The 20585-nt window shown below is 41.6% G+C and carries 24 protein-coding genes and 1 pseudogene; 11 read left to right on the top strand and 14 right to left on the bottom strand.

Features of this window, described 5'->3' with window-relative positions; translation table 11 throughout:
- Positions 1-159: 159 nt before the first annotated feature.
- The 5 genes and pseudogenes from IM319_RS02350 (at position 160) to IM319_RS02330 (ending at position 1737) form a co-directional block, all read left to right on the top strand.
- Positions 160-390 carry a hypothetical protein gene (locus IM319_RS02350; protein WP_287734475.1) on the top strand — a complete coding sequence of 77 codons (231 nt, stop codon included), beginning with the start codon at positions 160-162 and terminating at the stop codon, positions 388-390.
- Between the two features lie 230 nt (positions 391-620).
- Positions 621-849: pseudogene (locus IM319_RS02345) on the top strand (hypothetical protein).
- On the top strand, positions 842-1159 hold the full coding sequence (locus IM319_RS02340; protein ID WP_002779213.1) for a DUF4258 domain-containing protein: 318 nt from the start codon (positions 842-844) through the stop codon (positions 1157-1159). The pseudogene IM319_RS02345 and the gene IM319_RS02340 overlap by 8 nt, the downstream one beginning before the upstream one ends.
- Positions 1098-1376, top strand: coding sequence for a YgiT-type zinc finger protein (locus IM319_RS02335; RefSeq protein ID WP_002767595.1), 279 nt, complete (start codon positions 1098-1100; stop codon positions 1374-1376). The genes IM319_RS02340 and IM319_RS02335 overlap by 62 nt, the downstream gene beginning before the upstream one ends.
- A 139-nt stretch (positions 1377-1515) precedes the next feature.
- Positions 1516-1737: a hypothetical protein gene (locus tag IM319_RS02330; protein WP_287734472.1), complete on the top strand. Its 222-nt coding sequence runs from the start codon at positions 1516-1518 to the stop codon at positions 1735-1737.
- A gap of 49 nt (positions 1738-1786) precedes the next feature.
- Here IM319_RS02330 and IM319_RS02325 read toward each other — a convergent pair whose 3' ends face one another.
- Together IM319_RS02325 and IM319_RS02320 are read right to left on the bottom strand one after the other, a co-directional pair.
- Complete coding sequence (locus IM319_RS02325) at positions 1787-2269, bottom strand: DUF29 domain-containing protein (RefSeq protein ID WP_287734471.1); 483 nt, start codon at positions 2267-2269, stop codon at positions 1787-1789.
- Between the two features lie 172 nt (positions 2270-2441).
- Positions 2442-3134 carry a Crp/Fnr family transcriptional regulator gene (locus tag IM319_RS02320; RefSeq protein ID WP_286824435.1) on the bottom strand — a complete coding sequence of 231 codons (693 nt, stop codon included), beginning with the start codon at positions 3132-3134 and terminating at the stop codon, positions 2442-2444.
- 353 nt (positions 3135-3487) lie between these two features.
- On the opposite strand from IM319_RS02320, the gene IM319_RS02315 reads away from it, so the two are divergent.
- Both IM319_RS02315 and IM319_RS02310 read left to right on the top strand, forming a co-directional pair.
- On the top strand, positions 3488-3676 hold the full coding sequence (locus tag IM319_RS02315; protein ID WP_287675102.1) for a hypothetical protein: 189 nt from the start codon (positions 3488-3490) through the stop codon (positions 3674-3676).
- A complete protein-coding gene (locus IM319_RS02310) occupies positions 3661-3957 on the top strand; it encodes a type II toxin-antitoxin system RelE/ParE family toxin (RefSeq protein ID WP_286824434.1) in 297 nt (98 codons plus the stop codon). The genes IM319_RS02315 and IM319_RS02310 overlap by 16 nt, the downstream gene beginning before the upstream one ends.
- Positions 3958-4118: 161 nt before the next feature.
- Here IM319_RS02310 and IM319_RS02305 read toward each other — a convergent pair whose 3' ends face one another.
- Positions 4119-5555, bottom strand: coding sequence for a GTP-binding protein (locus IM319_RS02305; RefSeq protein WP_287077482.1), 1437 nt, complete (start codon positions 5553-5555; stop codon positions 4119-4121).
- 151 nt (positions 5556-5706) lie between these two features.
- Here IM319_RS02305 and IM319_RS02300 point away from each other — a divergent pair, with 151 nt between their 5' ends.
- A complete protein-coding gene (locus IM319_RS02300) occupies positions 5707-6615 on the top strand; it encodes a transglutaminase family protein (protein ID WP_287734470.1) in 909 nt (302 codons plus the stop codon).
- A 917-nt stretch (positions 6616-7532) separates the two neighbouring features.
- Here the strand turns inward: IM319_RS02300 and IM319_RS02295 are convergent.
- From IM319_RS02295 to IM319_RS02255, 9 genes are all read right to left on the bottom strand, one after another.
- Positions 7533-7682 (bottom strand): hypothetical protein, encoded by a 150-nt coding sequence (locus tag IM319_RS02295; RefSeq protein WP_287734469.1) that lies wholly within the window; start codon positions 7680-7682, stop codon positions 7533-7535.
- Positions 7683-7758: 76 nt separating this feature from the next.
- Complete coding sequence (locus IM319_RS02290; RefSeq protein WP_287734468.1) at positions 7759-9372, bottom strand: RAMP superfamily protein; 1614 nt, start codon at positions 9370-9372, stop codon at positions 7759-7761.
- 5 nt (positions 9373-9377) lie between these two features.
- On the bottom strand, positions 9378-9785 hold the full coding sequence (locus tag IM319_RS02285; protein ID WP_287734466.1) for a hypothetical protein: 408 nt from the start codon (positions 9783-9785) through the stop codon (positions 9378-9380).
- Positions 9786-9804: 19 nt separating this feature from the next.
- Positions 9805-10632: an RAMP superfamily CRISPR-associated protein gene (locus IM319_RS02280; RefSeq protein ID WP_287734464.1), complete on the bottom strand. Its 828-nt coding sequence runs from the start codon at positions 10630-10632 to the stop codon at positions 9805-9807.
- Positions 10633-10768: 136 nt separating this feature from the next.
- Positions 10769-10894 (bottom strand): hypothetical protein, encoded by a 126-nt coding sequence (locus tag IM319_RS02275; RefSeq protein WP_257792630.1) that lies wholly within the window; start codon positions 10892-10894, stop codon positions 10769-10771.
- A gap of 242 nt (positions 10895-11136) precedes the next feature.
- Positions 11137-12120 (bottom strand): type III-B CRISPR module-associated Cmr3 family protein, encoded by a 984-nt coding sequence (locus IM319_RS02270; protein WP_287734463.1) that lies wholly within the window; start codon positions 12118-12120, stop codon positions 11137-11139.
- 10 nt (positions 12121-12130) lie between these two features.
- A complete protein-coding gene (locus IM319_RS02265; RefSeq protein WP_287734462.1) occupies positions 12131-13555 on the bottom strand; it encodes a Cas10/Cmr2 second palm domain-containing protein in 1425 nt (474 codons plus the stop codon).
- Between the two features lie 7 nt (positions 13556-13562).
- Positions 13563-14594 (bottom strand): SAVED domain-containing protein, encoded by a 1032-nt coding sequence (locus tag IM319_RS02260; protein ID WP_287734460.1) that lies wholly within the window; start codon positions 14592-14594, stop codon positions 13563-13565.
- Between the two features lie 15 nt (positions 14595-14609).
- On the bottom strand, positions 14610-15212 hold the full coding sequence (locus tag IM319_RS02255; protein WP_287734458.1) for a Uma2 family endonuclease: 603 nt from the start codon (positions 15210-15212) through the stop codon (positions 14610-14612).
- Between the two features lie 185 nt (positions 15213-15397).
- On the opposite strand from IM319_RS02255, the gene IM319_RS02250 reads away from it, so the two are divergent.
- Positions 15398-15547 (top strand): hypothetical protein, encoded by a 150-nt coding sequence (locus IM319_RS02250; protein ID WP_200868376.1) that lies wholly within the window; start codon positions 15398-15400, stop codon positions 15545-15547.
- Positions 15548-16458: 911 nt separating this feature from the next.
- Positions 16459-17742 carry a protein kinase domain-containing protein gene (locus IM319_RS02245; protein ID WP_287674942.1) on the top strand — a complete coding sequence of 428 codons (1284 nt, stop codon included), beginning with the start codon at positions 16459-16461 and terminating at the stop codon, positions 17740-17742.
- A 32-nt stretch (positions 17743-17774) separates the two neighbouring features.
- On the opposite strand, the gene dps is transcribed toward IM319_RS02245, so the two are convergent.
- Positions 17775-18308 carry a DNA starvation/stationary phase protection protein Dps gene (dps, locus tag IM319_RS02240; RefSeq protein ID WP_287734457.1) on the bottom strand — a complete coding sequence of 178 codons (534 nt, stop codon included), beginning with the start codon at positions 18306-18308 and terminating at the stop codon, positions 17775-17777.
- 175 nt (positions 18309-18483) lie between these two features.
- Positions 18484-19215, bottom strand: coding sequence for a glutathione peroxidase (locus IM319_RS02235; RefSeq protein ID WP_287734456.1), 732 nt, complete (start codon positions 19213-19215; stop codon positions 18484-18486).
- A 228-nt stretch (positions 19216-19443) separates the two neighbouring features.
- On the opposite strand from IM319_RS02235, the gene IM319_RS02230 reads away from it, so the two are divergent.
- On the top strand, positions 19444-20394 hold the full coding sequence (locus tag IM319_RS02230; RefSeq protein ID WP_287734455.1) for an undecaprenyl-diphosphate phosphatase: 951 nt from the start codon (positions 19444-19446) through the stop codon (positions 20392-20394).
- Positions 20395-20585: the final 191 nt, after the last annotated feature.

Here is a 20585-nt window from a genome sequence, read left to right as displayed (position 1 = left end):
GTCAGTCTGTAGAGCGACCATAAGACCAGAACAGAGTAAATCTGTTAAGGCAGGTGCGGAACCCCGCAAGGGAAAGAAGCAGAAACCCAAATCGTGAGGTTTGGGAATCACCGTCCGTTTTACGGCGGTGAGGATGTCAAGAAGAGGGATGAGCCAGAAATGGAAGATGATTTACGGACAGAGTATGACTTGAAGCACCTCCGAGTTAGAAAGTTAGGCTCTGGAAGAAAAAGCTTTGGTGGAGTCACTGTGCGCTTGGAGCCTGATGTCGCAGAAATGTTTCCCACTGCTGATGCGGTTAACGAAGCCTTAAGATTGTTGATCAGAGTAATGCGAGATAACAAAACTCTTGCTTCTACAGTACAGGCTAACCTAAAGGCTGAGTCCTGACAAAATGCAGGGCGGGATTGAGTATTTATAAGAAAGCGAAGCGAATGGCGAATAAAGCTATAGTCTCGAATTAGATGCGATCACGCTATATTTGTAGAGGGCGATCGCTTTTTGTGTTATAATCCTAGTACAGCCTGGCAAATTCCTTTTCTGTAGGGGCGTATGGCATACACCCTCCCTTAGATAACCTTTTCTTATCACCACAAATACGGGAGAGCCGAAAAATTACTATGAAAGTTCCAACAGATTTAACGATTCCTGAGATTGAGGAAATTAGAAAAGAGGGAGTTAAAGCTCTCGTAGAGAGATTGGGAATTGCTAAAAAAGGCGGCTTTCTTTCTAAGAGAAACAGCATCCCAACCTCTAAATTATTTAGAAATTAAAGATCAGTTATTTGGCGAAATGACAGCAACGGATATTTACTACCAGATTAAAGGCGGCTATGACAGAAATGATTGAGGAAATTCGTCAAAAAGTTAGACAAAACCAATTTGAATTTTCTCAACACGCTGTCAATCAAAGTATCCTGCGTCAGATCAGTGTTCAAGAATTACGGGAGGCGATGGAACAAAGCGAAATTATTGAAGATTATCCGGCTGATAAGTATGGTGCAAGCTGTTTACTGTTGGGATTTACTCTAATTAATAGAGCCTTACACATTCATTGTAGCTATCCCTCTCGCCCTTTGCTCAAAATTATTACCCTATATGAACCCGATCCAAATTTATGGATTGATTTTAAATCAAGGAGAACACCAGATGTCAACTAATTCTAGACAAGAAATCTTAATTGAACAAGAAGTTACCTATACCCTTGAAATCAATGGCAATTTTTTTATTATAGAAAATGTCCCCGCTAGAGTCTGTGTAGAAACGGGAGAGCGTTTTTTTGCACCAGAAACTGTCGAACGCTTGCAGGAAATTATCTGGGAAAATAAGCGACCAAAACGGGTAATTGAAACGCCAGTATTTGACTTTGCTAGTTAGTGTTTAATAGAAAACTGGCAAATCGAGCAACAATTGAAGTCTTAAATTAGGGGCGATTTCGCTATGTTTTTAGAGTGCGATCGCTTTTTTGGTGTTAAAATAAATGCAACCATAGCGTTTTGATTGGCTTAGACTTTTTATGCAATCTGATCTTTTCCAGACGACTCAACCTCATTCAGATGAAGAGATTAAACAAGCGATCGCATCTGCAGCTGAGGCTCTGTTAAGGCAGCTTAATCCAGATTATCTCATTTGTCAGGAAACATCGGTCATTCGCTTTGGAGATATCCCTCTTTCTGAACAGCCGGCACTAGAGCAAGTGTTAGCAGAACAAGCGCAGGGTAAAATTATTTTGAGATAACCTCGAACTAAGTACCAGTGGCTCTTAACCTTCCGCTCTGGATTAAATCTTAACTAAGAAAAGGTGCGATATCGATGGGGAACCAATCCCCATCTAATACTTGTTCGAGAGTCAATATAGACTCTAGGGGAATAGCATTTTTATCGACAATTCTCCCATCAATTAGGGTTTGTCTCGCGTCCGAATAGGCCTCTGCGAAGGAATTGATGGCATGATTTTTCAGCGTTGGGTTTTTTATCTTTTTTTGCAGTTGTACTCGAAAAGTGGCGATTTCTCCTAGCCAATGACGCGCGTTTCGTTCTCTTTCCGCTGTCCAATAACTCAGTTTTAAAAGATGAATTAATAGTTGAGTTAATAAACTTTCTACGGCCTGGCGCTCACTTTTTCCCATCCATTCGACTTCCTCGATCAGATTTTCCCAGTCCACCCTGTCAAACTCTTTTCGCTTTAACAGTTCGGCGGTTTTTTCTGTCCAGAGAACAAAATCTTCCTCGTAGAGAACGGAGAGCGATGGCGGGGTTTGTGCGGTCATAATAGATTTCTGGCGTTGCTGATTTGTGATAGGAATCTTCTTGTGTGGGGTTTTTAAAACCTGGAGCCAAACTAGCTTTCTAGCTCTTGCCTTCTGTCTTTCCTAACCAAGAAGTTAATTTCATCCTATTACTTATTGATACCTTGAGTCAGCAAGGCCAGCAGCAGAAAAATTAATTCTGACTTAAAAATAAACTGGGCAATCCGATAAGATTATCTTGCTTAAAAAAGATCGAATTTTGTTGTCGCAATTTACCGATTAATCTTGTTACTGTTACTCTGGTAGTGCCGATGGCGCTGGCAATTTGAGCGTGAGTTAGGGGATAGGGAAGATAATAGCCTTCCACACAGGGTTGACCGTATTCTTCCAATAATAGAACCAAGAACCCCATTAATCGATCGAGGGAGCGTTTTTGACCGAGAATACTCAACCAAAATAACTTACGCTGGTATTGATGGCGAAAAGTTTCCATAACAGCCGATCGCAATTGCGGCCATTTTTCTAGATCTTCCCAGTATAACCAGACTAACTCGGTTTGGTCTAGATGAGCTTGGGCTTGTAATTGAAAGGGAAATTGAGAAAAAATCTCAAAGGGTTGACCTGCACCCACAAAACCGAGAAATACTTCCTCGCTATCGGCAATAGATAGTTTACGGGGGGATTTTTGGTCGATAACGTTAACTTGTGCCTTGCCAACAATACGAATCGCCCCAGATTCCACAAAGTATAACAGTCCGGGGCGCGTGGCTACTCTTTCATCTTTGGCAAAGGTATGGTTACGATAATGGGATTTTGCCCAGTTAAAGATTTCTGTTTCTTGACCGATTAAGGGGATAAAATCCGACGAAGGAACCGAAGAAGACATTAAAATTAATAACCCACTGGGGCGTTGAGGGAACTGTAAACTAATGTAACAAAAAATTTCTGCGATTGGGGGGGTCTTGTGGCTGCTAGATGGTTATTGGTCAATAATCCCTAAAAGTCGCGGAGATTGAGCAGATAGGAGAATTATTAAGTATTCTTGGCAGTATCCCCGCCCCAATGTTACAAAAGCTAGATAATTGCTTTATCTATTCTTAACTTTTTCTCGCTTTTCTGGGGACTATGGCTTAGGATAGGATGCGTAACTATAATTTTCTATCCGATGATAAATGATAGATGATAGTTGATAGATAACTTAAATTTATACTTTTCCTTAAAAACTTCGGTCAAACTTGTATGAATAGCATTAGACAAAAAGTTGAATCCCTCTTGAATCAATTACCCGATGATTGTTCAATTGAAGATATTCAGTATCATTTATACGTTCTAGAGAAAGTGCGTCAAAGTTTGAACGCTGGCTCTCTAGAGAATACAATCCCCCAAGAAGAAGTTGAGGGTCTTTTAAACAAATGGCTGATCGAGTGAATTATCGCCTTGTCTGGTCGCCCAAAGCAATTGAAGACGTGGATGCGATCGCATCTTATATTAGTCGGGATTCCCCTTCCTACGCGGCGGCCGTCGTGCGCCGAATTCTTGATATCAGCTATTCTTTAGAAAATTGTCCCCTAGAAGCGAAAAAATGCGCCGAATTTAGCGATGATACCATCCGAGAAAAGTCTGCCTACTCCTATCGTCTGATCTATCAAATTCAAGGGTCAGTAGTTATTATAGCGGCGATCGTCCATAGTAAGCATTTCTTGGATTGATCTAGTCAGTGATCAGTTATCAGTGATCAACCGTTAGGAGTCGGTCGTCAGGAGATAGGGTGTTGGGGTGTTGGGGTTTTAGGGTTTTAGTTGAAATTTCCCCACTTCCCCACTTCCCCACTCCCTAATTCATAATTCATAATTCATAATTTCCACTTCTCCTAACCCCCACCCCCTAATTTTGAGCCTAATTCCCGCTTAATCCGGTTGAGAATCGAGGTTTCATCGAGGGAATCGAGAATACTGGCTACCACTGCCTTCGGGCCATCGGGTCCCCAAGTGGCCCCATTAGCGAGATAGGTTTTCGTCACTTGGCCGATCGCGTAACAGGATACACCGGCGACTCCCGCTTGAGTTAGGGCGATCGAAGTATAGGGAAGGAGAGAAATGCCGCCAGTGGCAGGAATTGAGAGGCCAAGCAGTCCTTTTAGGGAACTTAAGCCCAAAACCGCTAAAAATTCGCTGGCACTAATGCCTCCCATATTGAGGGCAATTTTTTGTAAAAGAGCGATCGCCCCCTGACGAGTTAAATCGATGCCGTATAAGCGAGAAAGAGCGAGAATCATAGCCAGATCGATAACTGCTCCCGTAAACAGATCCAACACCGTCACCGGATTAAGAGCGATCGCCGATGCTTTGATCATCACTGCTTTTTGAATCAATTGATTAGCACCGCGATCACGGATAGCCATTTTGCGGGCGACAATTTGCTCGTTTACCTCGTCTGCATACAGCATAGAATTGAGTGCTACCAGCGATTTACCCTCTCGCTCTAGAATTTCCAAAATTTTGAGTTTCAGGGCTTCTATCTGGGGTTTTCCTCGAAATCGTTGCGTTTTTAGCCGCCCATCCTGCCCTTTAACCATCTCCGCCAGGAGGGGAGAGGCCGCCACCATAACAATCTCATCGGGGGAGAGTAATTCTTTCACCCGTTCTGAGGCGATTTTCTCATAGATAGCGAGGCGATCGACTTCGGGATACTGATCGATTTTATTAAAGACCAAAATCATCGGTTTTCCCGCTTCCCGCAACTTGGCCAGGGCGGAAAATTCCACTTTGGTCATATCACCGGAGATGATAAAAAGGATTAAATCCACCTGCTGCGCCACCTGACAGGCGAGAATTTCCCTCGTTTGCCCATCTACCTCATCAATACCGGGAGTATCAAGCAATTGCACCTGAGCATTACCATGGCCGTTCAGGGTCAGACGCGCTAGATTGGGGAAAGTATCATCGCTGCTTAACTGCCAATTTACCCCTTTAATGGTGCGGGTAACTCCGTGTAGAGGACCGGTTGTAAAGATTTCTTGACCGACCAGAGCATTTAAAATCGAGGATTTTCCCCGGCCCACCAGACCAAAAGCGGCAATTTGAATCAGGGATCGATCGAGTTTTTCTAGCAGTCCCACTAGGCGCTCAATCTCCGCTTCTAGACCAATTTTCTCGATCGAGGTAAGATCCAGACGCTCAACAAGTTTGCTCAGAGAATTGCGCGCCTGATTATAGTTGAGTTCTTCTTGAATAGTGCCGACACCTCGAAGCGCTTGTTCTAGGTCTTCGGTATTCCAAGCTCGATCGAGGAACGGGTCAAAGGTCATTTCAGTTATCAGTTATCAGTTATCAGTGACTGAGTGGGTGGGTGTTAAAAATTGTCAGATACTCCCCTTATTAAGGGGGGATTAAGGGGGGATCAAGGGAGAACCATCTTCAATTTAATTATAACCAGCTACTTTATCAAGGACAATCAGGATGAGTGTCATCTACGACTTGGAACACATCACCAGCTATCATTATCGTAGGCCGGTAACTTTTGGGGAACATCGGGCGATTTTTTTGCCTAGTGCCGGTCACGGTGAAAGAATTATCAGTTATTCTGTGGAGGCGAATATTGCCGCTAAAACGCGCTGGACTATGGATACTCTATCTAACAACGTGGTAGAGCTTGAATTTACTGAACCAGCGTCAGAATTAATCGTTAACTGTCGATTAAGGGCGGAACATTTTGGTTTAAAAGCGATCGCTGATTTTCCCCTCGATCAACGGGCGATCGAAATTCCCATCCAGTACACCCCCGATGAATGGTTAGATCTAGTGGCGTTTATGCGTCCCCACGCTGAGGATGCCGACGGCAGCCTGGCAGCTTGGGCCAAAAGTTTTGTAGCGGGGGACCAAGATGATACCCTCGATGTCATGGCAAGAATGATGGCGGCTATCAAAGATAATTTTACCTACCAATCCAGGGAGAGTGAAGGAACTCAATCCCCCGGAGAAACCCTGCGGCTAAAGTCGGGAACTTGTCGCGATTATGCTTGGTTGATGATCGAAGCTTTGCGAAGATTGGGTTTAGCCTGTCGTTTTGTCAGTGGCTATCTCTACGATGCTGCCCTCGACGGTGGGGAAGTGGGGATGACTGGCTCTGGCGCTACCCATGCTTGGTTACAGGTTTATCTACCGGGGGCCGGTTGGCGTAATTATGATCCGACGAATCAAATTACCGCCGGCTTTGATTTAATTCGAGTGGCGATCGCTCGTCATCCCGGTCAAATCATACCTCTTTCCGGTTCTTGGTTTGGTGATGCTGATGACTTTTTGTCTATGGATGTTAAAGTAACCATTCGCAAGCTGGGGACGCTGCCAGATTTTGATCCCAGGGAATAGGGGAAATTATTGGGTTTTTCCTTGACCAGCGATCGCAGAAAACGGGTTTCTCCGAGAAACCCCTTTTCTACTCATGCAATAAAGCGAAGATTGCCGTTAGATTCTAACATTTTTATCGATTTTTGTCAAGATATATTTGACACAATTTATTAGAAAAAGGGTTTCTTTTAGAAACCCTTTTTCTGTTTTCCAACTAATCCTATTTGACCTAATAGGTAAGGCTGTCGCGGTTGGGCGGGAGTCAAAGCACCAAAGCGCAATGTCTCAATTACGTTTCCAAATAATCCTATTTGACCTAATAGGTAAGGGCCGGAATACTTGTATTTTACAAGTTCCATAACAAGCCCGTTTCCAACTAATCCTATTTGACCTAATAGGTAAGGGATGGTTTCCACGGCTATCGTGTTGGCCAATCCCCAAAATTTTCAGTTTCCAACTAATCCTATTTGACCTAATAGGTAAGGGTATCCCGGGAACCAGTTGTTCTAACCTCACCGTCGATGGTGAGTTGTTTCCAACTAATCCTATTTGACCTAATAGGTAAGGGTGGTTTTGCCTTTTGGAGAACCTGGAAATGACCTTCCCGTTTCCAACTAATCCCATTTGACCTAATAGGTAAGGCCGACCGTCAAAACACTGCTATAATGGTTACATACCAAAGTTTCCAACTAATCCTATTTGACCTAATAGGTAAGGAGTACCCCTTGGAAAGCCTTATCGACAGGGGAAGACAGACACCCAAATCGACGCACCTGCAATCCATAGGGTAAAAAGGTGGTAGTGGGGGGGTAAAAGTCCCGATACCAAAGGGTAGAACCCTGACGGGGAGAGCAATCGACACACCTCAACCAGAGAATCGGGGTTTTGGGAGTCGGGGAGAGGCTGCATCGATTTTCAGCCAAGAGTTGGGGGACAAGCTAGTTGATATAGACAGTTGGGGGTGGTTGAGGAGGAGAACCTCCCATCACCAACACCCTAGAGACTGCTTCTTCGGAAATCCCATAGAAGCGTACATCATCCTTTTGAGGATTGACCCTTTCTACTACTTTAGCGTATAGTTTCCGCATCTGGTCGAGGTAAAAGGCAAAAGCTTTATCGAAATGTGTAATTAATTTTGCGCGCGGTACTTAACTATAAACGGGATTATTTCGGCCAAAGTTTTTGAAATTTGCTCTCTTTACCATTATTCTCGTCTAGAAAACCTAGAAAATAAGCACAATCATCAGAGTCATCAGGAAAAATTGTTAACAATTCTAGGTATTGATGATTATTTTGGGGATACATTCGATGCCAAAGACGACCAATTTGATTGATACTTCCTGTCACCGAGGTTTTATAGATACTTAAATTATCCAGTTTTTGATAGGCTTTGTGAAGCCATTTGATGGCTAGGGAATCATCTTTATCTTCAGCAATTCTTCCCCAAACCTCGACTTTTTTAGGATGCCAACTTTCTCGCCAGTTAGCACTATTATTGGGAGTGATGGGGATATTTTGTAAGGTCATCCATTCTTTAGCAATAGTGCGAACATCTTTGATAAAAGGATGAACGTGAGTTAAATCTCTGACTTTATTATCGTTGATTAAAGAACTTTTATCCCCCCATTGCCAATGACAGCCAATTAAGGGTTTATTAGGATAATAATCCTCATAGAAAATACTATGATCTGCTCGTCGCCACGATTTACCAAATCCTCCTAATAACATAGCAAAACGAGTGAGGAAACGAATTAATTTTTTTAAGCATTCTTGCTGGTTTTCGGGGAGAGATTGGGTGATAATCCAGCGCAATTCTCCTGTTACTGTGTAGGTGGGTTCGTTGTAACCATTGGTAAAGGTTCCTAACTCTAGAGAGTTAACACGAAAATCGATCGCTAGTAAACCTTGGGTTGCTTCTCTGTCAATTCCTCCAAATAGCTGATTAACTAATTTTTCGGCATTTTTAGCATCAGTTAAACCGCCAAAAATACGCAAGGCATGACTGCGAATTGCTCCTCGAAAAATATTGGGTCGAAATTCCTTTTCACCATCGAGGCTTTTAGGAGCCATTCCTTGCCCTTTCAGAAAACATTTATATAAAGGTTCTTTTGAAGGTTTAATGTGTTTTGGCAAGCCGTAACCGCTACTAACACGGCATCCTAGACCAGATTCTAAAGCTCTTTCCCAGATAGTCCAAATCTCCTCCCAATCCGGTTGTTCTATTAAGCTAGAAATGCCAAATTTTAGGGTAGGTTGATAGAGGGAAATTAAAGCAAAACCACTTTCTCCACCGGGTTTTTGTCGAGTGTTTTGGGTTTTTACTTGCCATCCCTGTTGCGGGTGAACAATATCTAAAAGATTTTCCGTCCAATCATTAACGGGATAACCGCCATGGAAGCGCAAAAGACTAGGGTTATCGCTATCTTTTTCGAGGTGATAACGTTGTTTTTGTTCGGGGGTGCAAGCTTGACAAAAGGCTCCTTTCATGCTGGAACCGGGATAAAATGGTATGCCATAAGCACCCATTACAGGCCGAATTATTCCTTCATCTTGTCCCCCATTAGTGACGAATCGCCACGAGATTTGATATTCTTTGGTTTTTACTTCCTCACCAAATTGGGGAGAATTTTCATCGACCCTTTCTATCCATTCTTTTACCCATCTTTGGCTATGATTTTCATCTTTTTCAGAATCAATATATTGTAGTTGCGATCGCCCTTTGGTTTGTGCGCGAAACATCAGGGGAATTTTGTTACCAATATCGGGAATATTAACCATATAATTTATCGCTCCTTTGTTCCTTTATATCTTTGGGTCCACCAAACTAAACAATCGCATAGTTGCGTTAAAACAGCGAGGGTAATTCTCTGGTCTTCTAGCTTTAATTCCCAGAGTTTTTTTGCCATTGCTTGAACGGATTTGGTATCATTTACCTGTACGGTATCGTTAGGGATAGGAATCCCAGCTTCTGCCATGGTTTCGACTAATTTATCCCAAGTTTCTTTCCAGTATTGTGCTTTATTGGGTTCCTTAGATTGTAAGCGCAGATGTTCACCCCAAAATCTTTCTAGTCCATAGGAAACGGATTCACGCATTTTAAAAGATTGATTGAGAGAATCTCGGTCTCGTAGTTTGGCAGCCAGAACTAATTTCTGAGCAATGCGATCGAGATTGTATTCTTTCCAAGCCATAATATTAGATAAAATGTAATTATTGATTAGCGTAGTTTAAAATAGTAACTTGGCAACGACCAAAACCGATGGATTCTAATCCTCCGAAATATAATTCTTTTTGGTTTACCGATTCTCCAAAAGGTTGCCATCCTGTTTCTTTGCAAGCAATGGGAAAAACTAAAACACTACCCACGGGTAAAGCTTCCACATTGAAAAAAGCTCCCTTTTCTGTATCGACTTTTTTCTGATCTTCTAGTAGTTTAACCCGGCTTTGTCGGTAGAGTGCCATATCGTGCAGCATGGATATATCGTTATCATCAACGACGACTAATTGAGAAGCTTTTAAATCCGCTTGCGAGGGAATCCACGAAGAAAGCTCCTCTAAGTGTTCAATTTCGAGAAATCCTAAGTTAAAAAATAAAACTTTGCTATTGCGGTTAACTCCCTGCACTACTCGCGCTTGTAAGCTAGGGGAAGCAGTATAAGGATTGGGTACTTTTGCAGAGATTCCCGTGATTTGTTTGTAGCGTTTTAATAATAGGGGAGAAGTGACCCAAACTATCGGCTGTCCTGGACAAAATACCGGCAACCAAACGAGGGAAGCATATTCAAATTTAACTTTTGCTTCGGTGGTTCCTCCGTCTTCTTGTCCTGGGATTGCTTCGTGTCCGTACCATGTACGTTTTTCATCTATATTGTTCATATCGGCACGAAAACGGCCGCGAATAGAACTACCGGGGATAATTGCTGTTTGGGTAAATTGATCGCGAAAAATGAGGTTAAGATTACCTGTTTCTTCTCCTGCGGTTGCTCCCACATGAAGCGGTGCTAGGGTTTCAAGTATGCCATAACTTTTGTGATACATTTTTGGGTAAAAGTGAGTATTTTAGATGCTTAGGGATTATTCTAAACTAGGTTAACATTAATGTCAGGATTTTCTAAGATTTTGTTAATATTTTATGGTGGTATTTAGACTATTAGGGCAGCGCAAAGCTATACGTTTAGTCCCAATCAATTTCAACACCCTTTAATAATTCATCCATTTCTTTAGCCATTTCCTCTGTATAAGGAGTAAGAGAAGAAGGGTTTTTAAAGGCATCTTCTACCAAAAAATCAAAAACATACACAGCATTTTATTTTCGCTAATTTGTGAGCTTTGATTATTACCACTTTTTCGATAACCTAATAAAGCTTTTCGAGGAAATCTGGTTTTTAGTTTTGCCATAGCTATCATACTAAATCTGGTTATTAAAAACTGATTATTTATTCAACCTTTTGCATGAGTGCCTGTCCTGATATGTAGCCTATACTCAACGGATTTAGTATCAGTTATTCTCGTCTAATTTACCCTACTCAATAATTATAGGCTTTATTTGGCAATATTTTCTAAGGGTAAAGCTAATCCGCAGCCCCAACGTTTGAGGGAAACTCCTTCGGTGGGGAACCAAGATTCCTGCCAATTGTGCCAAGATGGTAAGGGGTTTTTTAAGCGATAAACTGTTCCTGCGGGAACTGCATAGCGTCCCCTAGATAAGCGCTTAAATTTATCTTTTCCTCCGAATCGATAACGATAGGTTATTGGTCTTTCGGTGTTGAGGGTTTCTAATTCCCAATCGCTGGGATTGCGAGTTGATAGGCGATTTGTTCCCCAGATTGCGGCAGTAATGAGGGCAAAATATTGACCGACATCTTGATTAAATAAAGTCTGTAGATGGCTGCTTAATTCAAGTGATTTAATTTCCACTAGATGGGATTCACCACCAAAGCGATACCAGCCATTTTCTAGGGGTTGATTAGCCAAATAAACTAGACAAGCATCTGGATGTAACTGGACGGCATTTTCGAGGAATAATTCCCCGGTTTCTACCTTTCTTTGCTCCTCTAACAAACGCGGATGGAGATGGGGATGATATTGCCACGGGGAACAATAGGCTTTTTGAGGATTATACCATTGGTTGATAGGAATCCAACTATCTCGATCGAATTTTCCCTCAATTTGTTTACCGTCTTTCTCTTGCCATTTTTCTTGCCATGTTAAGGTGTGTTGAATTTTCCCATTGTCGTTACTTTCTTGCTCTTGAAAATAATTTGCTAGGGGTTTTTTCGCTAGATAAATAAAGGGAGTGGGGACAAAAAAGTTATCTGGTTGTTCACTGTTTGCCCAAAAAGGGCCGGCAATTTGTAAATCGCGAATATTGGTGGGATTACTGTGAGCAAATAGTCCCGAAACTGTGGCAGCAGTGGGGGGAAAACGATTTCCTGAACGTCCGACTAGATTTTCTGGAGAGAGAAAGGGACCGGCGCTACCGTAGAGAAATCCCAAAGGTTTAATTATGATCAGATATGGCAGCATTTTTCTATTTTTAGGTGAGATGATTGGCAACTTTGGAGAGGTTAATTACCCAGTTATTTTTATCTTGGTGAGAGGTGATATCGATGGGTATATTTTGATTAAAATAAAGGTTAAAAACTGCATTGGTAATATGATGATTATCATCGGTAAAAGCGCGGCGATTTTCTAAAGTTGCTATATCATTATAGAAATGTGTCCAGTTTTTACCCCCACTGCGATCGCAATAACTATCGAGGATATCTTTTAAGTTTTGCCACGGACAAACCCACTCTAAATAGTTACCACTGTTAAAAAGGATTCGCACAGCTAGACGATTTTTACCTTGATTTTTAGCGGATTTTTCGGCTTCGCGGCAATGTTGCAATATGTCTCGCTGAGGAACTCCTGAAGCTGCCCAAACGAAACCGACGCTAACAGTTATATCCTGAGAATAACCATGTTTTGGCCAGATTTCTCGATGAAATTTATCAAACCAATAGAGACAATCTTGTAGGGTTAATTTTGGTTCTGATTTTTGTCGAAACAAAACTCCTAAAAAGTCATCTCCTCCCGCATAAATAATGCGACCAAAGTTAAGATAATTTTCTAGTTCTTCTCCCCATTGTCGCATTCTTTGACTAAATTCTTTTCTTGAGGAGATGGACAGATTTTTTAGGTAGGTTCCCATCCCGTCACCGTCCCCTTGAAACCATCCTGTATAGAATTTTTCCTCGTAGCGATTTAGTTCCACAAATTTTTTAGGAAGTTCTAGGTTTAAAGGCTTGCCAATATCATATAATGTAATCATGCGTTTGACTAATTCGGGAATGCTAAGACGTTCGTTTTCATCGAGAATAGCCTCAGAAAGTTTTTGACTTAATTGCTGATAAAATTCGGTAATTTGCTGATTTTGTTGGGAGATACTAGAATATAAAGGATGGGTTTGATCCGTCATTCCATACCAAACAATGGCATCAGAACCAGATAAGCTAGAACTTTCTCCTTGCCAATTAATTCCCGTCCAATCCCGTTGATATTTTTTCTGTTGCAGACTTTTAAACGCACAATCGATCGAGTCTTCTTGCACCCAGAAGAATTCCCAAGTATGATTAATCCATAGGTTCCATTCTCGTCGCCAAGTATAATTGTATTGTGGCAGATTTTGTTCAATCCAAACCCGACACTTATTAACCACTTTTTGCCATGAGTCATTGAAGACTTGTTCGGCCTCTTTTTTGGGAAAATTACCCGCAATTAAGATTTGGTTGGGAGTTCCTCTTTTAACCTCAATTAAAGCGGGAGAAATAAGGCTACATTCAGGATATTGATCCGCTGCCTGACAGATAGCATCGGCAAGATAGGATAATAAAAAAGAACCACCGTATAAATCTCTTAGTTTACGGGATTTTTCGATGAATCCTTGCACAGGAGCAAAGGTAATTACAGTATAGGTCATTTTATCTTTATTGTCCTCGATAAAGTTTAAATTCCTGAAGATTAATAAGATTTCTGTAGGTAGAATTTTCGTATTGAGTTAGGAGAATTGGCCAGTATTGTTGAACGGACATTCCGACAAGTATTCCCAAAGTTATAGGTATAGAATAAACTAGCTTAATCTCTTGATAGTTGTTTTGTTGAGTGATGTTGATAGTGGTAAAGATTTCTCTAGAATATTGTAGCCAATCTTCATTTCTTTCGATTGTACCACTGCCTTTACTTTTCAGATAAATTAAATCGCCGTAGTTTTCAATACTCTCATCATTAAGATTTATTTTATGGGAAGAAACATCGATGGCTATAGTTACTCTATCTTGACCTTTTTCGGTGACAGTACCCTCAAATTTTTCGTATTCCTTAATACCTTCTTTTAGTTTGCGATCGCTAATTTCCACCACAGGATAATAACTATCAGAAGATTTATTATATTGAAAGATTTTTACTCCTTCGGTAGCGAGAATAGTACCGACCATAATAGCGACGCTAATCGGTCCGATATAGGCAAGATAAATAATAGTATTTTGGGGAGTTTTTTTCTTAAGTTTCTCTAGATTATAGCGTAGTATTTGCAGAAAAGCTTTCAGCATTTCTTGATCATAAATATCACAGGAATAGTTAAAAATTAAATCTGTTTCGCTAATATTGAGATACTTGTCGAGATTATTTTTATGATCCTTGTATTTATTTTCTGTTTCGATGATATTAAAAAGTGATTGCAGAGCTTTATTACTATCGGCAGGATTAGCAATTTTAATCACTATCGGTAAAGGAATCGCTTGATGTTTATAGAGGTCGTATTTCTGAGATTCTCGCCAGATACCGATGATAACTAGAGCCAAAGTAATCAGAAAAATTAGATAGTATCCCTGGCCAAATTGATCGGCAATTAGTGCTAAAATAGCGGCGATGGCCAATCCAGTATTGGTGAGGGGATTAAAAAAAATATTGTAGGGAGATTGACGAAGATTACTCAGGACATTTTGCAGAGAGGTCAGCATATTTTTGCTAGAAAGTTAGGGCATAATATCGAGAAGACAGAGAGACAATTCCGGAAAAACTGCCGAACTAATGCGCTCATAAAGACGATATAACTTTTGTTGATATTCATCGTCTTCTAGCTGACAAATGGTCAGGGTAGGCTGTTTGGGTTTACCGATAAAAGAGATGCCACCCAATCCACGAAAATCGACAATCCAATATTCAGCAATACCCAAAGATGAGTATTCTTCAACTTTGCGTGCATAATCATCTTGCCAATTACTACTAACCACTTCTACCACTAATTTAATTGCTGGGGAGCTAGTTAAAATTGGTTGTTTTTCCCAGAGAGGTTCGGTGCTAAAGTCCACTTCATCCAAAATGATGACATCGGGACGTAAAGCAGTAGCTTGACCGGATTCTGGACGGAGCAAACAGTTTTTAGGAATTGTCCAGGGTAGATGTAATCGCAAGATTTCTCCCCACAGTCTTCCTGCGATTTTTCCCGCTACGGATTCCTGAGGTCCAGTGGGTTCCATGTCTCGCAAATCCCCGTCAATTAATTGATAGCGTGGGTCATCTCCATACTGGTTTAAAAAGTCTTCAAAAGTGAATAATTTAGGAGATAGGTAGGTCATGATTTTTATCGGATTAGACCTAAAACTTGTTGTTGCTATCCATGATACTGATGACTCGCCGGAATCGGGGGATTTTTGGGGTTAAAAAATCCTTAAAAAAACTCGAACCCCCGCTACCCTCCCTAATAAGTAGCTAGACAATTAATTACAGATAATTAGTTAAGCAAAATTAATTACACATCGAGATGCGGAAACTGTACGCTAAAGTAGTAGAAAGGGTCAATCCTCAAGAGGATGATGTACGCTTCTATGGGATTTCCGAAGAAGCAGTCTCTAGGGTGTTGGTGATGGGAGGTTCTCCTCCTCAACCACCCCCAACTATTTATATCATCTAGCTTGTCCAAGAACTCTTGGCTGAAAATCGATGCAGCCTCTCCCCGACTCCCAAAACCCCGATTCTCTGGTTGACGTGTGTCGATTGCTCTCCCCGTCAGGGTTCTACCCTTTGGTATCGGGACTTTTACCCCCCCACTACCACCTTTTTGGAGATGCGTCGATTTGGGGGTCTGTCTTCCCCTCTCGATGAGACTTTCCAAGGGGTACTCCTTACCTATTAGGTCAAATAGGATTAGTTGGAAACCATGTGAGAGTTTTAGGTATGGATTTTGACCCTCATTTTTCCTTACCTATTAGGTCAAATAGGATTAGTTGGAAACGAAGCGCAGGAACAGTGGAGACTAAGAAAGCGACGACACCAAACCCTTACCTATTAGGTCAAATAGGATTAGTTGGAAACTTGTCAGGAGCAGTCCCACCAGGCAATTCTTCGTACGAAAAACCTTACCTATTAGGTCAAATAGGATTAGTTGAAAGGCAGAAAAAGGGTTTCTAAAAGAAACCCTTTTTCTAATAAATCCTGTCAAATAAATAAGATAAAAAAATGTCAAATATATCTTGACAAAAATCGATAAAAATGCTACAATTAGGCGTGAGTGTTCGCTAAAACTGAAAACATGGTTAAGACAGTAATATGTTCAGCAATCCGTTAGGATTCCTAGGCAATTAACCAACAAGAAAAAGTCATGGCAGTCTTAGAAATGCTCACCGTTCCCTTTTGCTCTCCCCTTGCCGGCAGCCTTGGCGAATAGATAATTAAAATAACTCAAATAGGACTGGCCTAGCAATTCTTTCTAGGTAAAGCGGCAATTTTTAATCAATTGTTAAAATATTAAAAGGATGCTAAAGATGGGGGCTATAGTTTCCAGAGTGAGCTATCCTAGAGATACTACTTACTCCATCCTCCCCCATGCTCGATCGAGTTCTCCATAGTCGTTATCAAGTCCAACAGTTACTGGGAAAAAAAACTATCTTAGCTAGGGACAGACACACCAACGAGTTAGTTATCATTAAACTTATTTCTGTTCCTAGGGGGCAAGGGAGTCAGTTTATCGGAGAAATAACTGGTAAAATTGCCCTGTTGCGACAACTCTCCCACCCATCTCTCCCGAAATATCTCGATAGCTTTGAGATAGATTCATCCCAAGAACAAATCATCGCTATTGTCCGGCCTTATTTATCAGCGCAACCTTTAGAAAACTATGTTAGCTCCAGTTATTTGTTAGCCGAACAAGATCTAAAACAAATTGCCAAATATCTCTTGGAGATTCTCTCCTATCTCCATCAGCAGGATGTACCCCTTAACCACGGCAATATAAAACTTAGTAATATCCTCTTTGATACCCAGTCCCATCGTTTTTATCTAGTTGATTTTGCCTTTGATTCCGATTCTCCCACCAGGGACTTACAGGATATAGGCAAAACTTTGATTAGTTTAGCCACGGGGGTTAAGCATCGTTACATACCCGAAAACTTTGAGCAAAAAACTAATCTAAGTGCTTTTTTCATCTATTGGTTAAAAAGATTATCAAACTCCCCCCCAGACTCTCATTTTCGTTCGGTGACAGAAGCTTTAGCCAGCTTATATAGTTGTCAATTGATCCTAGTATCTATTGGCAATCTGACCAAACCCTACGGCAGCGAAGTTACTGTTTATAAAAAAGATAATCTCCTGCAAATAAAAATCGCTAGTAAAACCAAACAAAAGTTTTTCAATAATCTCAAAACCCAGTTAAGACAGTTTTTACCATCCCTATTTTTTACCATCATTCTCTTAACCATAGTCGCTATTTATGATCTCAAACTGGTCGCTTTTTTAATCCCGATTATCCTAATTTTTCTGCTCAATTTAATCTCCTCTAGTTTATCTTGGCAGTTATGGAAATCTTTTTGGCAGGGAGAACTAGAGTTAAAAATTACCCCCAAAAAAGTTTCTCTCTACCAAAAACTCTGGGGGCTGAAATTTAAACTAACTGCCGATGCTGCTAGTTCCGAAATCTCTAGTCTTATTCGTCGCAATGTTACTGTCACTATGCAGGGAGAAAATGTTAATATTATTCCTCCTTGTCTGGTTCTCATTGCCAACCATCGAGAATATATTATCACTGCTAGTGAAGATGTTAGCGAAGCCGAATTAGATTGGTTGGCACAACAGTTAAGCGATTGGCTACGTTTACCGATTACGAGAATTTAAGGTGTATTAACTTAGCTTAATACACCCCAAATTTATCTGATAACATCTTCCGATGTAATCAGATGCGCTTCTAGGAACCAGAGACGTTTATCGATGTCCCGGGAGATTTCCGTATAGAGATCTGCTGTGTCGGCATCCCCTTGATTGCCGGTGGTATCAATAGCAGAACGAAGATGGGAAGCGTATAAAGCATAACGTTCGGCTAAAGCAACGATATGTTCACTACCATCGACGATATCAGCCGGATATTCTGGCAGAATCGAGTTAGCGGCAGCGATGCGCGCTGTTCCCAAAGCGGTTCCACCTAAAGCGGTAATCCGTTCTGCTACCATGTCACCATAGCCTTCTAATTCCGTGGCCATTTCGTCGAATAGGCTGTGCAATTGGTAGAAATTTAAACCTTTTACATTCCAGTGGGCTTGTTTAACCTGAGTTTTTAGGTCTAAACTAGCGGCAAGGGTTTGGCTTAAGATTTCCACAATAGCTTTGCGGATATCTAATGCTAAATCGATGCGGGTGGCGTAGTATTGTCCCGTGGTTTTAGTTTTGACTGGAGTGGCTACCATAATCTTTCTCCTTGAATTGAAAAACAAAAAAGGCTCTCTTGGACATTGGCTGAAAAATGTTCACCATGTTTACATTATGGGTGCAAGTCCTGCGCCTTTGTAACAGGGACAGGCAACAGTAAGCTGTGAATCAGTGCCAAAATTTAAGAATGTCCTCAACTTAATGCCTAGTCCTTTATGCTCCTAAATAAGCCGTTAATTCTTCCGAACCGCCAATTAACTGGCCGTCAATGAAGACTTGTGGGGTGGTGGTATTGCCACTCATGGCCCGCAGAGAACGACTGGTGGCATCGCGTCCGAGGATAATTTCCTCGTATTGTAGGCCTTTTTCTTCTAGCATTTTCTTGGCCCGGAGGCAGTAGGGACAGCCGACTTTCGAGAAAAGAGAGACTAAAGGCGGTTTTTTGGCGGATGGGTTGATGTAGTGTAACATCGTTTCTGCATCGGAGACTTGGAAAGGATCTCCCAGTTCTTCCGGTTCAATGAACATTTTCTCGATAACACCATCTTTGACTAGCATCGAATAGCGCCAAGAACGTTTACCGAAACCTAAGTCAGCTTTATCGACTAACATCCCCATTCCTGCGCTAAATTCGCCGTTTCCGTCGGGAATCAAAAGGACATTATCACATTCTTGGTCTTTTGCCCACTCGTTCATGACAAAGGTATCATTCACCGACAAGCAAACAATAGTATCTACGCCATTTTCCCGAAAAACTGGGGCTAATTCGTTATATCCGGGTAAATGGGAGGTGGAACAGGTGGGAGTGAATGCCCCCGGTAAGGCAAAAAGAACAACGGTTTTTCCTTTGAATAATTCCTCGCTGGTGATGTTCACCCATTGATTATTTTGACGCACGGGAAAGGTGACATCGGGAACTCTCTGGCCTTCTCGGTTTGGTAGCATAATCGTCAACTCCTAATTGCTAAGTCGTACTCATTTTGAGTTTGTCTAAATTAAGTGTACTCATAACGACTATGAGTTGTCAACAAGTATTTATGCTTAAATCAGGAGATAGGAGACAGGAGACTCCGAGACAGGAGAATGGGACATAGACAAAAGGCAGTAATATTGATTAGTTAATTTCCCCATCTCCCCCCGCAACGCGCACCCAACCCCTTTTTTTACTGAAAAATGATGTTTTCCTTACTGAAAAAAAGCTATAAATGGCTAGGACTAGCGATAATAACGGTGATTTTGGCGATTACACCCGCTGCCATTGCCCAATCAACCACGAATAGGATTCCTCTAGCCAAAATTGACTGGTTACAGGCGATTTTTTTGGGATTTGTGCAGGGAGTGACGGAATTTTTACCGATTAGTAGTACCGCTCATTTAAAAGCGATTCCCGTCTTTTTGGGTTGGGGAGATCCCGGTGTCACCTATACAGCAGTGATTCAATTGGGCAGTATTGCGGCGGTATTGTCCTATTTTTGGCAGGATTTAAGGCAAATATCCACGGGAATGGTGAAAGCGGTGGCTAGTTCCGATTATCGTTCCCAGGATTTTCGTTTAGCCCTGGGGATTATCCTAGGCACAATTCCGATCGTTTTCTTCGGTTTGTTAATGAAACTTTTCATTCCCGATTTAGATAATTCCCCCCTGAGAAGCATGACAGCGATCGCCTGTGCCTCTATAGTCATGTCTTTACTCTTAGCTACAGCCGAAAAAATCGGGAAACATAAACGCAGTTTTGAGACTTTGCGACAAAAAGACGGGGTTTTAATGGGATTAGCCCAAGCTTTAGCTCTAATACCGGGTGTATCTCGTTCTGGGTCCACCTTAACTGCCGGGTTATTCATGGGATTAGAAAGGGCCGTAGCGGCGCGATTTTCCTTTCTTTTGGGGATTCCGGCGATAACTTTAGCCGGTTTAGTGGAATTTAAAGGAGTTCTCGACCAGATTAACACCAGTGAATTAATTCCCCTCGCTATTGGGGTAATTTCCTCGGCGATATTTTCCTATCTTTCGATCGCCTGGTTATTAGATTATCTCAAAAAACAGAGTACCTGGGTGTTTGTCTGGTATCGTCTCTTTTTCGGGGTTACTATCCTGATTGGTGTGGCCCTGGGGCGTTTTTCCTGATCTTTTGGCATTCTAATTAGGGTCTGCTGAAAAAGTTTTTCGGTGGGGGTTGGGGGATGGGGGATGGGGGATGGGGGATGGGTTTTACCGATTTTCAGGTGGTCAACTACCTAATTTTCAGGAAAAAAGTCCCGGAATTTTCCCCTAGATCACTCCCAGATATGGCACTTTTTGAAGGGTTTTATATTTAT

The organism is Microcystis sp. M113S1 (genome assembly GCF_020246945.1).
In the GTDB taxonomy this organism is placed as follows: Bacteria; Cyanobacteriota; Cyanobacteriia; order Cyanobacteriales; family Microcystaceae; genus Microcystis.
The sequence above is the reverse complement of the archived record's forward strand: the minus strand, read 5'-3'. Positions and strand labels throughout refer to the sequence as shown.

Bases quoted from the DNA above. Each gene is read 5' to 3' on its own strand.
- IM319_RS02350 (WP_287734475.1), top strand. From the start codon at position 160: ATGGAAGATGATTTACGGACAGAGTATGACTTGAAGCACCTCCGAGTT.
- IM319_RS02340 (WP_002779213.1), top strand. From the start codon at position 842: ATGATTGAGGAAATTCGTCAAAAAGTTAGACAAAACCAATTTGAATTT.
- IM319_RS02335 (WP_002767595.1), top strand. From the start codon at position 1,098: ATGAACCCGATCCAAATTTATGGATTGATTTTAAATCAAGGAGAACAC.
- IM319_RS02330 (WP_287734472.1), top strand. From the start codon at position 1,516: ATGCAATCTGATCTTTTCCAGACGACTCAACCTCATTCAGATGAAGAG.
- IM319_RS02325 (WP_287734471.1), bottom strand. From the start codon at position 2,269: ATGACCGCACAAACCCCGCCATCGCTCTCCGTTCTCTACGAGGAAGAT.
- IM319_RS02320 (WP_286824435.1), bottom strand. From the start codon at position 3,134: ATGTCTTCTTCGGTTCCTTCGTCGGATTTTATCCCCTTAATCGGTCAA.
- IM319_RS02315 (WP_287675102.1), top strand. From the start codon at position 3,488: ATGAATAGCATTAGACAAAAAGTTGAATCCCTCTTGAATCAATTACCC.
- IM319_RS02310 (WP_286824434.1), top strand. From the start codon at position 3,661: ATGGCTGATCGAGTGAATTATCGCCTTGTCTGGTCGCCCAAAGCAATT.
- IM319_RS02305 (WP_287077482.1), bottom strand. From the start codon at position 5,555: ATGACCTTTGACCCGTTCCTCGATCGAGCTTGGAATACCGAAGACCTA.
- IM319_RS02300 (WP_287734470.1), top strand. From the start codon at position 5,707: ATGAGTGTCATCTACGACTTGGAACACATCACCAGCTATCATTATCGT.
- IM319_RS02295 (WP_287734469.1), bottom strand. From the start codon at position 7,682: ATGCGGAAACTATACGCTAAAGTAGTAGAAAGGGTCAATCCTCAAAAG.
- IM319_RS02290 (WP_287734468.1), bottom strand. From the start codon at position 9,372: ATGGTTAATATTCCCGATATTGGTAACAAAATTCCCCTGATGTTTCGC.
- IM319_RS02285 (WP_287734466.1), bottom strand. From the start codon at position 9,785: ATGGCTTGGAAAGAATACAATCTCGATCGCATTGCTCAGAAATTAGTT.
- IM319_RS02280 (WP_287734464.1), bottom strand. From the start codon at position 10,632: ATGTATCACAAAAGTTATGGCATACTTGAAACCCTAGCACCGCTTCAT.
- IM319_RS02270 (WP_287734463.1), bottom strand. From the start codon at position 12,120: ATGCTGCCATATCTGATCATAATTAAACCTTTGGGATTTCTCTACGGT.
- IM319_RS02265 (WP_287734462.1), bottom strand. From the start codon at position 13,555: ATGACCTATACTGTAATTACCTTTGCTCCTGTGCAAGGATTCATCGAA.
- IM319_RS02260 (WP_287734460.1), bottom strand. From the start codon at position 14,594: ATGCTGACCTCTCTGCAAAATGTCCTGAGTAATCTTCGTCAATCTCCC.
- IM319_RS02255 (WP_287734458.1), bottom strand. From the start codon at position 15,212: ATGACCTACCTATCTCCTAAATTATTCACTTTTGAAGACTTTTTAAAC.
- IM319_RS02250 (WP_200868376.1), top strand. From the start codon at position 15,398: ATGCGGAAACTGTACGCTAAAGTAGTAGAAAGGGTCAATCCTCAAGAG.
- IM319_RS02245 (WP_287674942.1), top strand. From the start codon at position 16,459: ATGCTCGATCGAGTTCTCCATAGTCGTTATCAAGTCCAACAGTTACTG.
- dps (WP_287734457.1), bottom strand. From the start codon at position 18,308: ATGGTAGCCACTCCAGTCAAAACTAAAACCACGGGACAATACTACGCC.
- IM319_RS02235 (WP_287734456.1), bottom strand. From the start codon at position 19,215: ATGCTACCAAACCGAGAAGGCCAGAGAGTTCCCGATGTCACCTTTCCC.
- IM319_RS02230 (WP_287734455.1), top strand. From the start codon at position 19,444: ATGATGTTTTCCTTACTGAAAAAAAGCTATAAATGGCTAGGACTAGCG.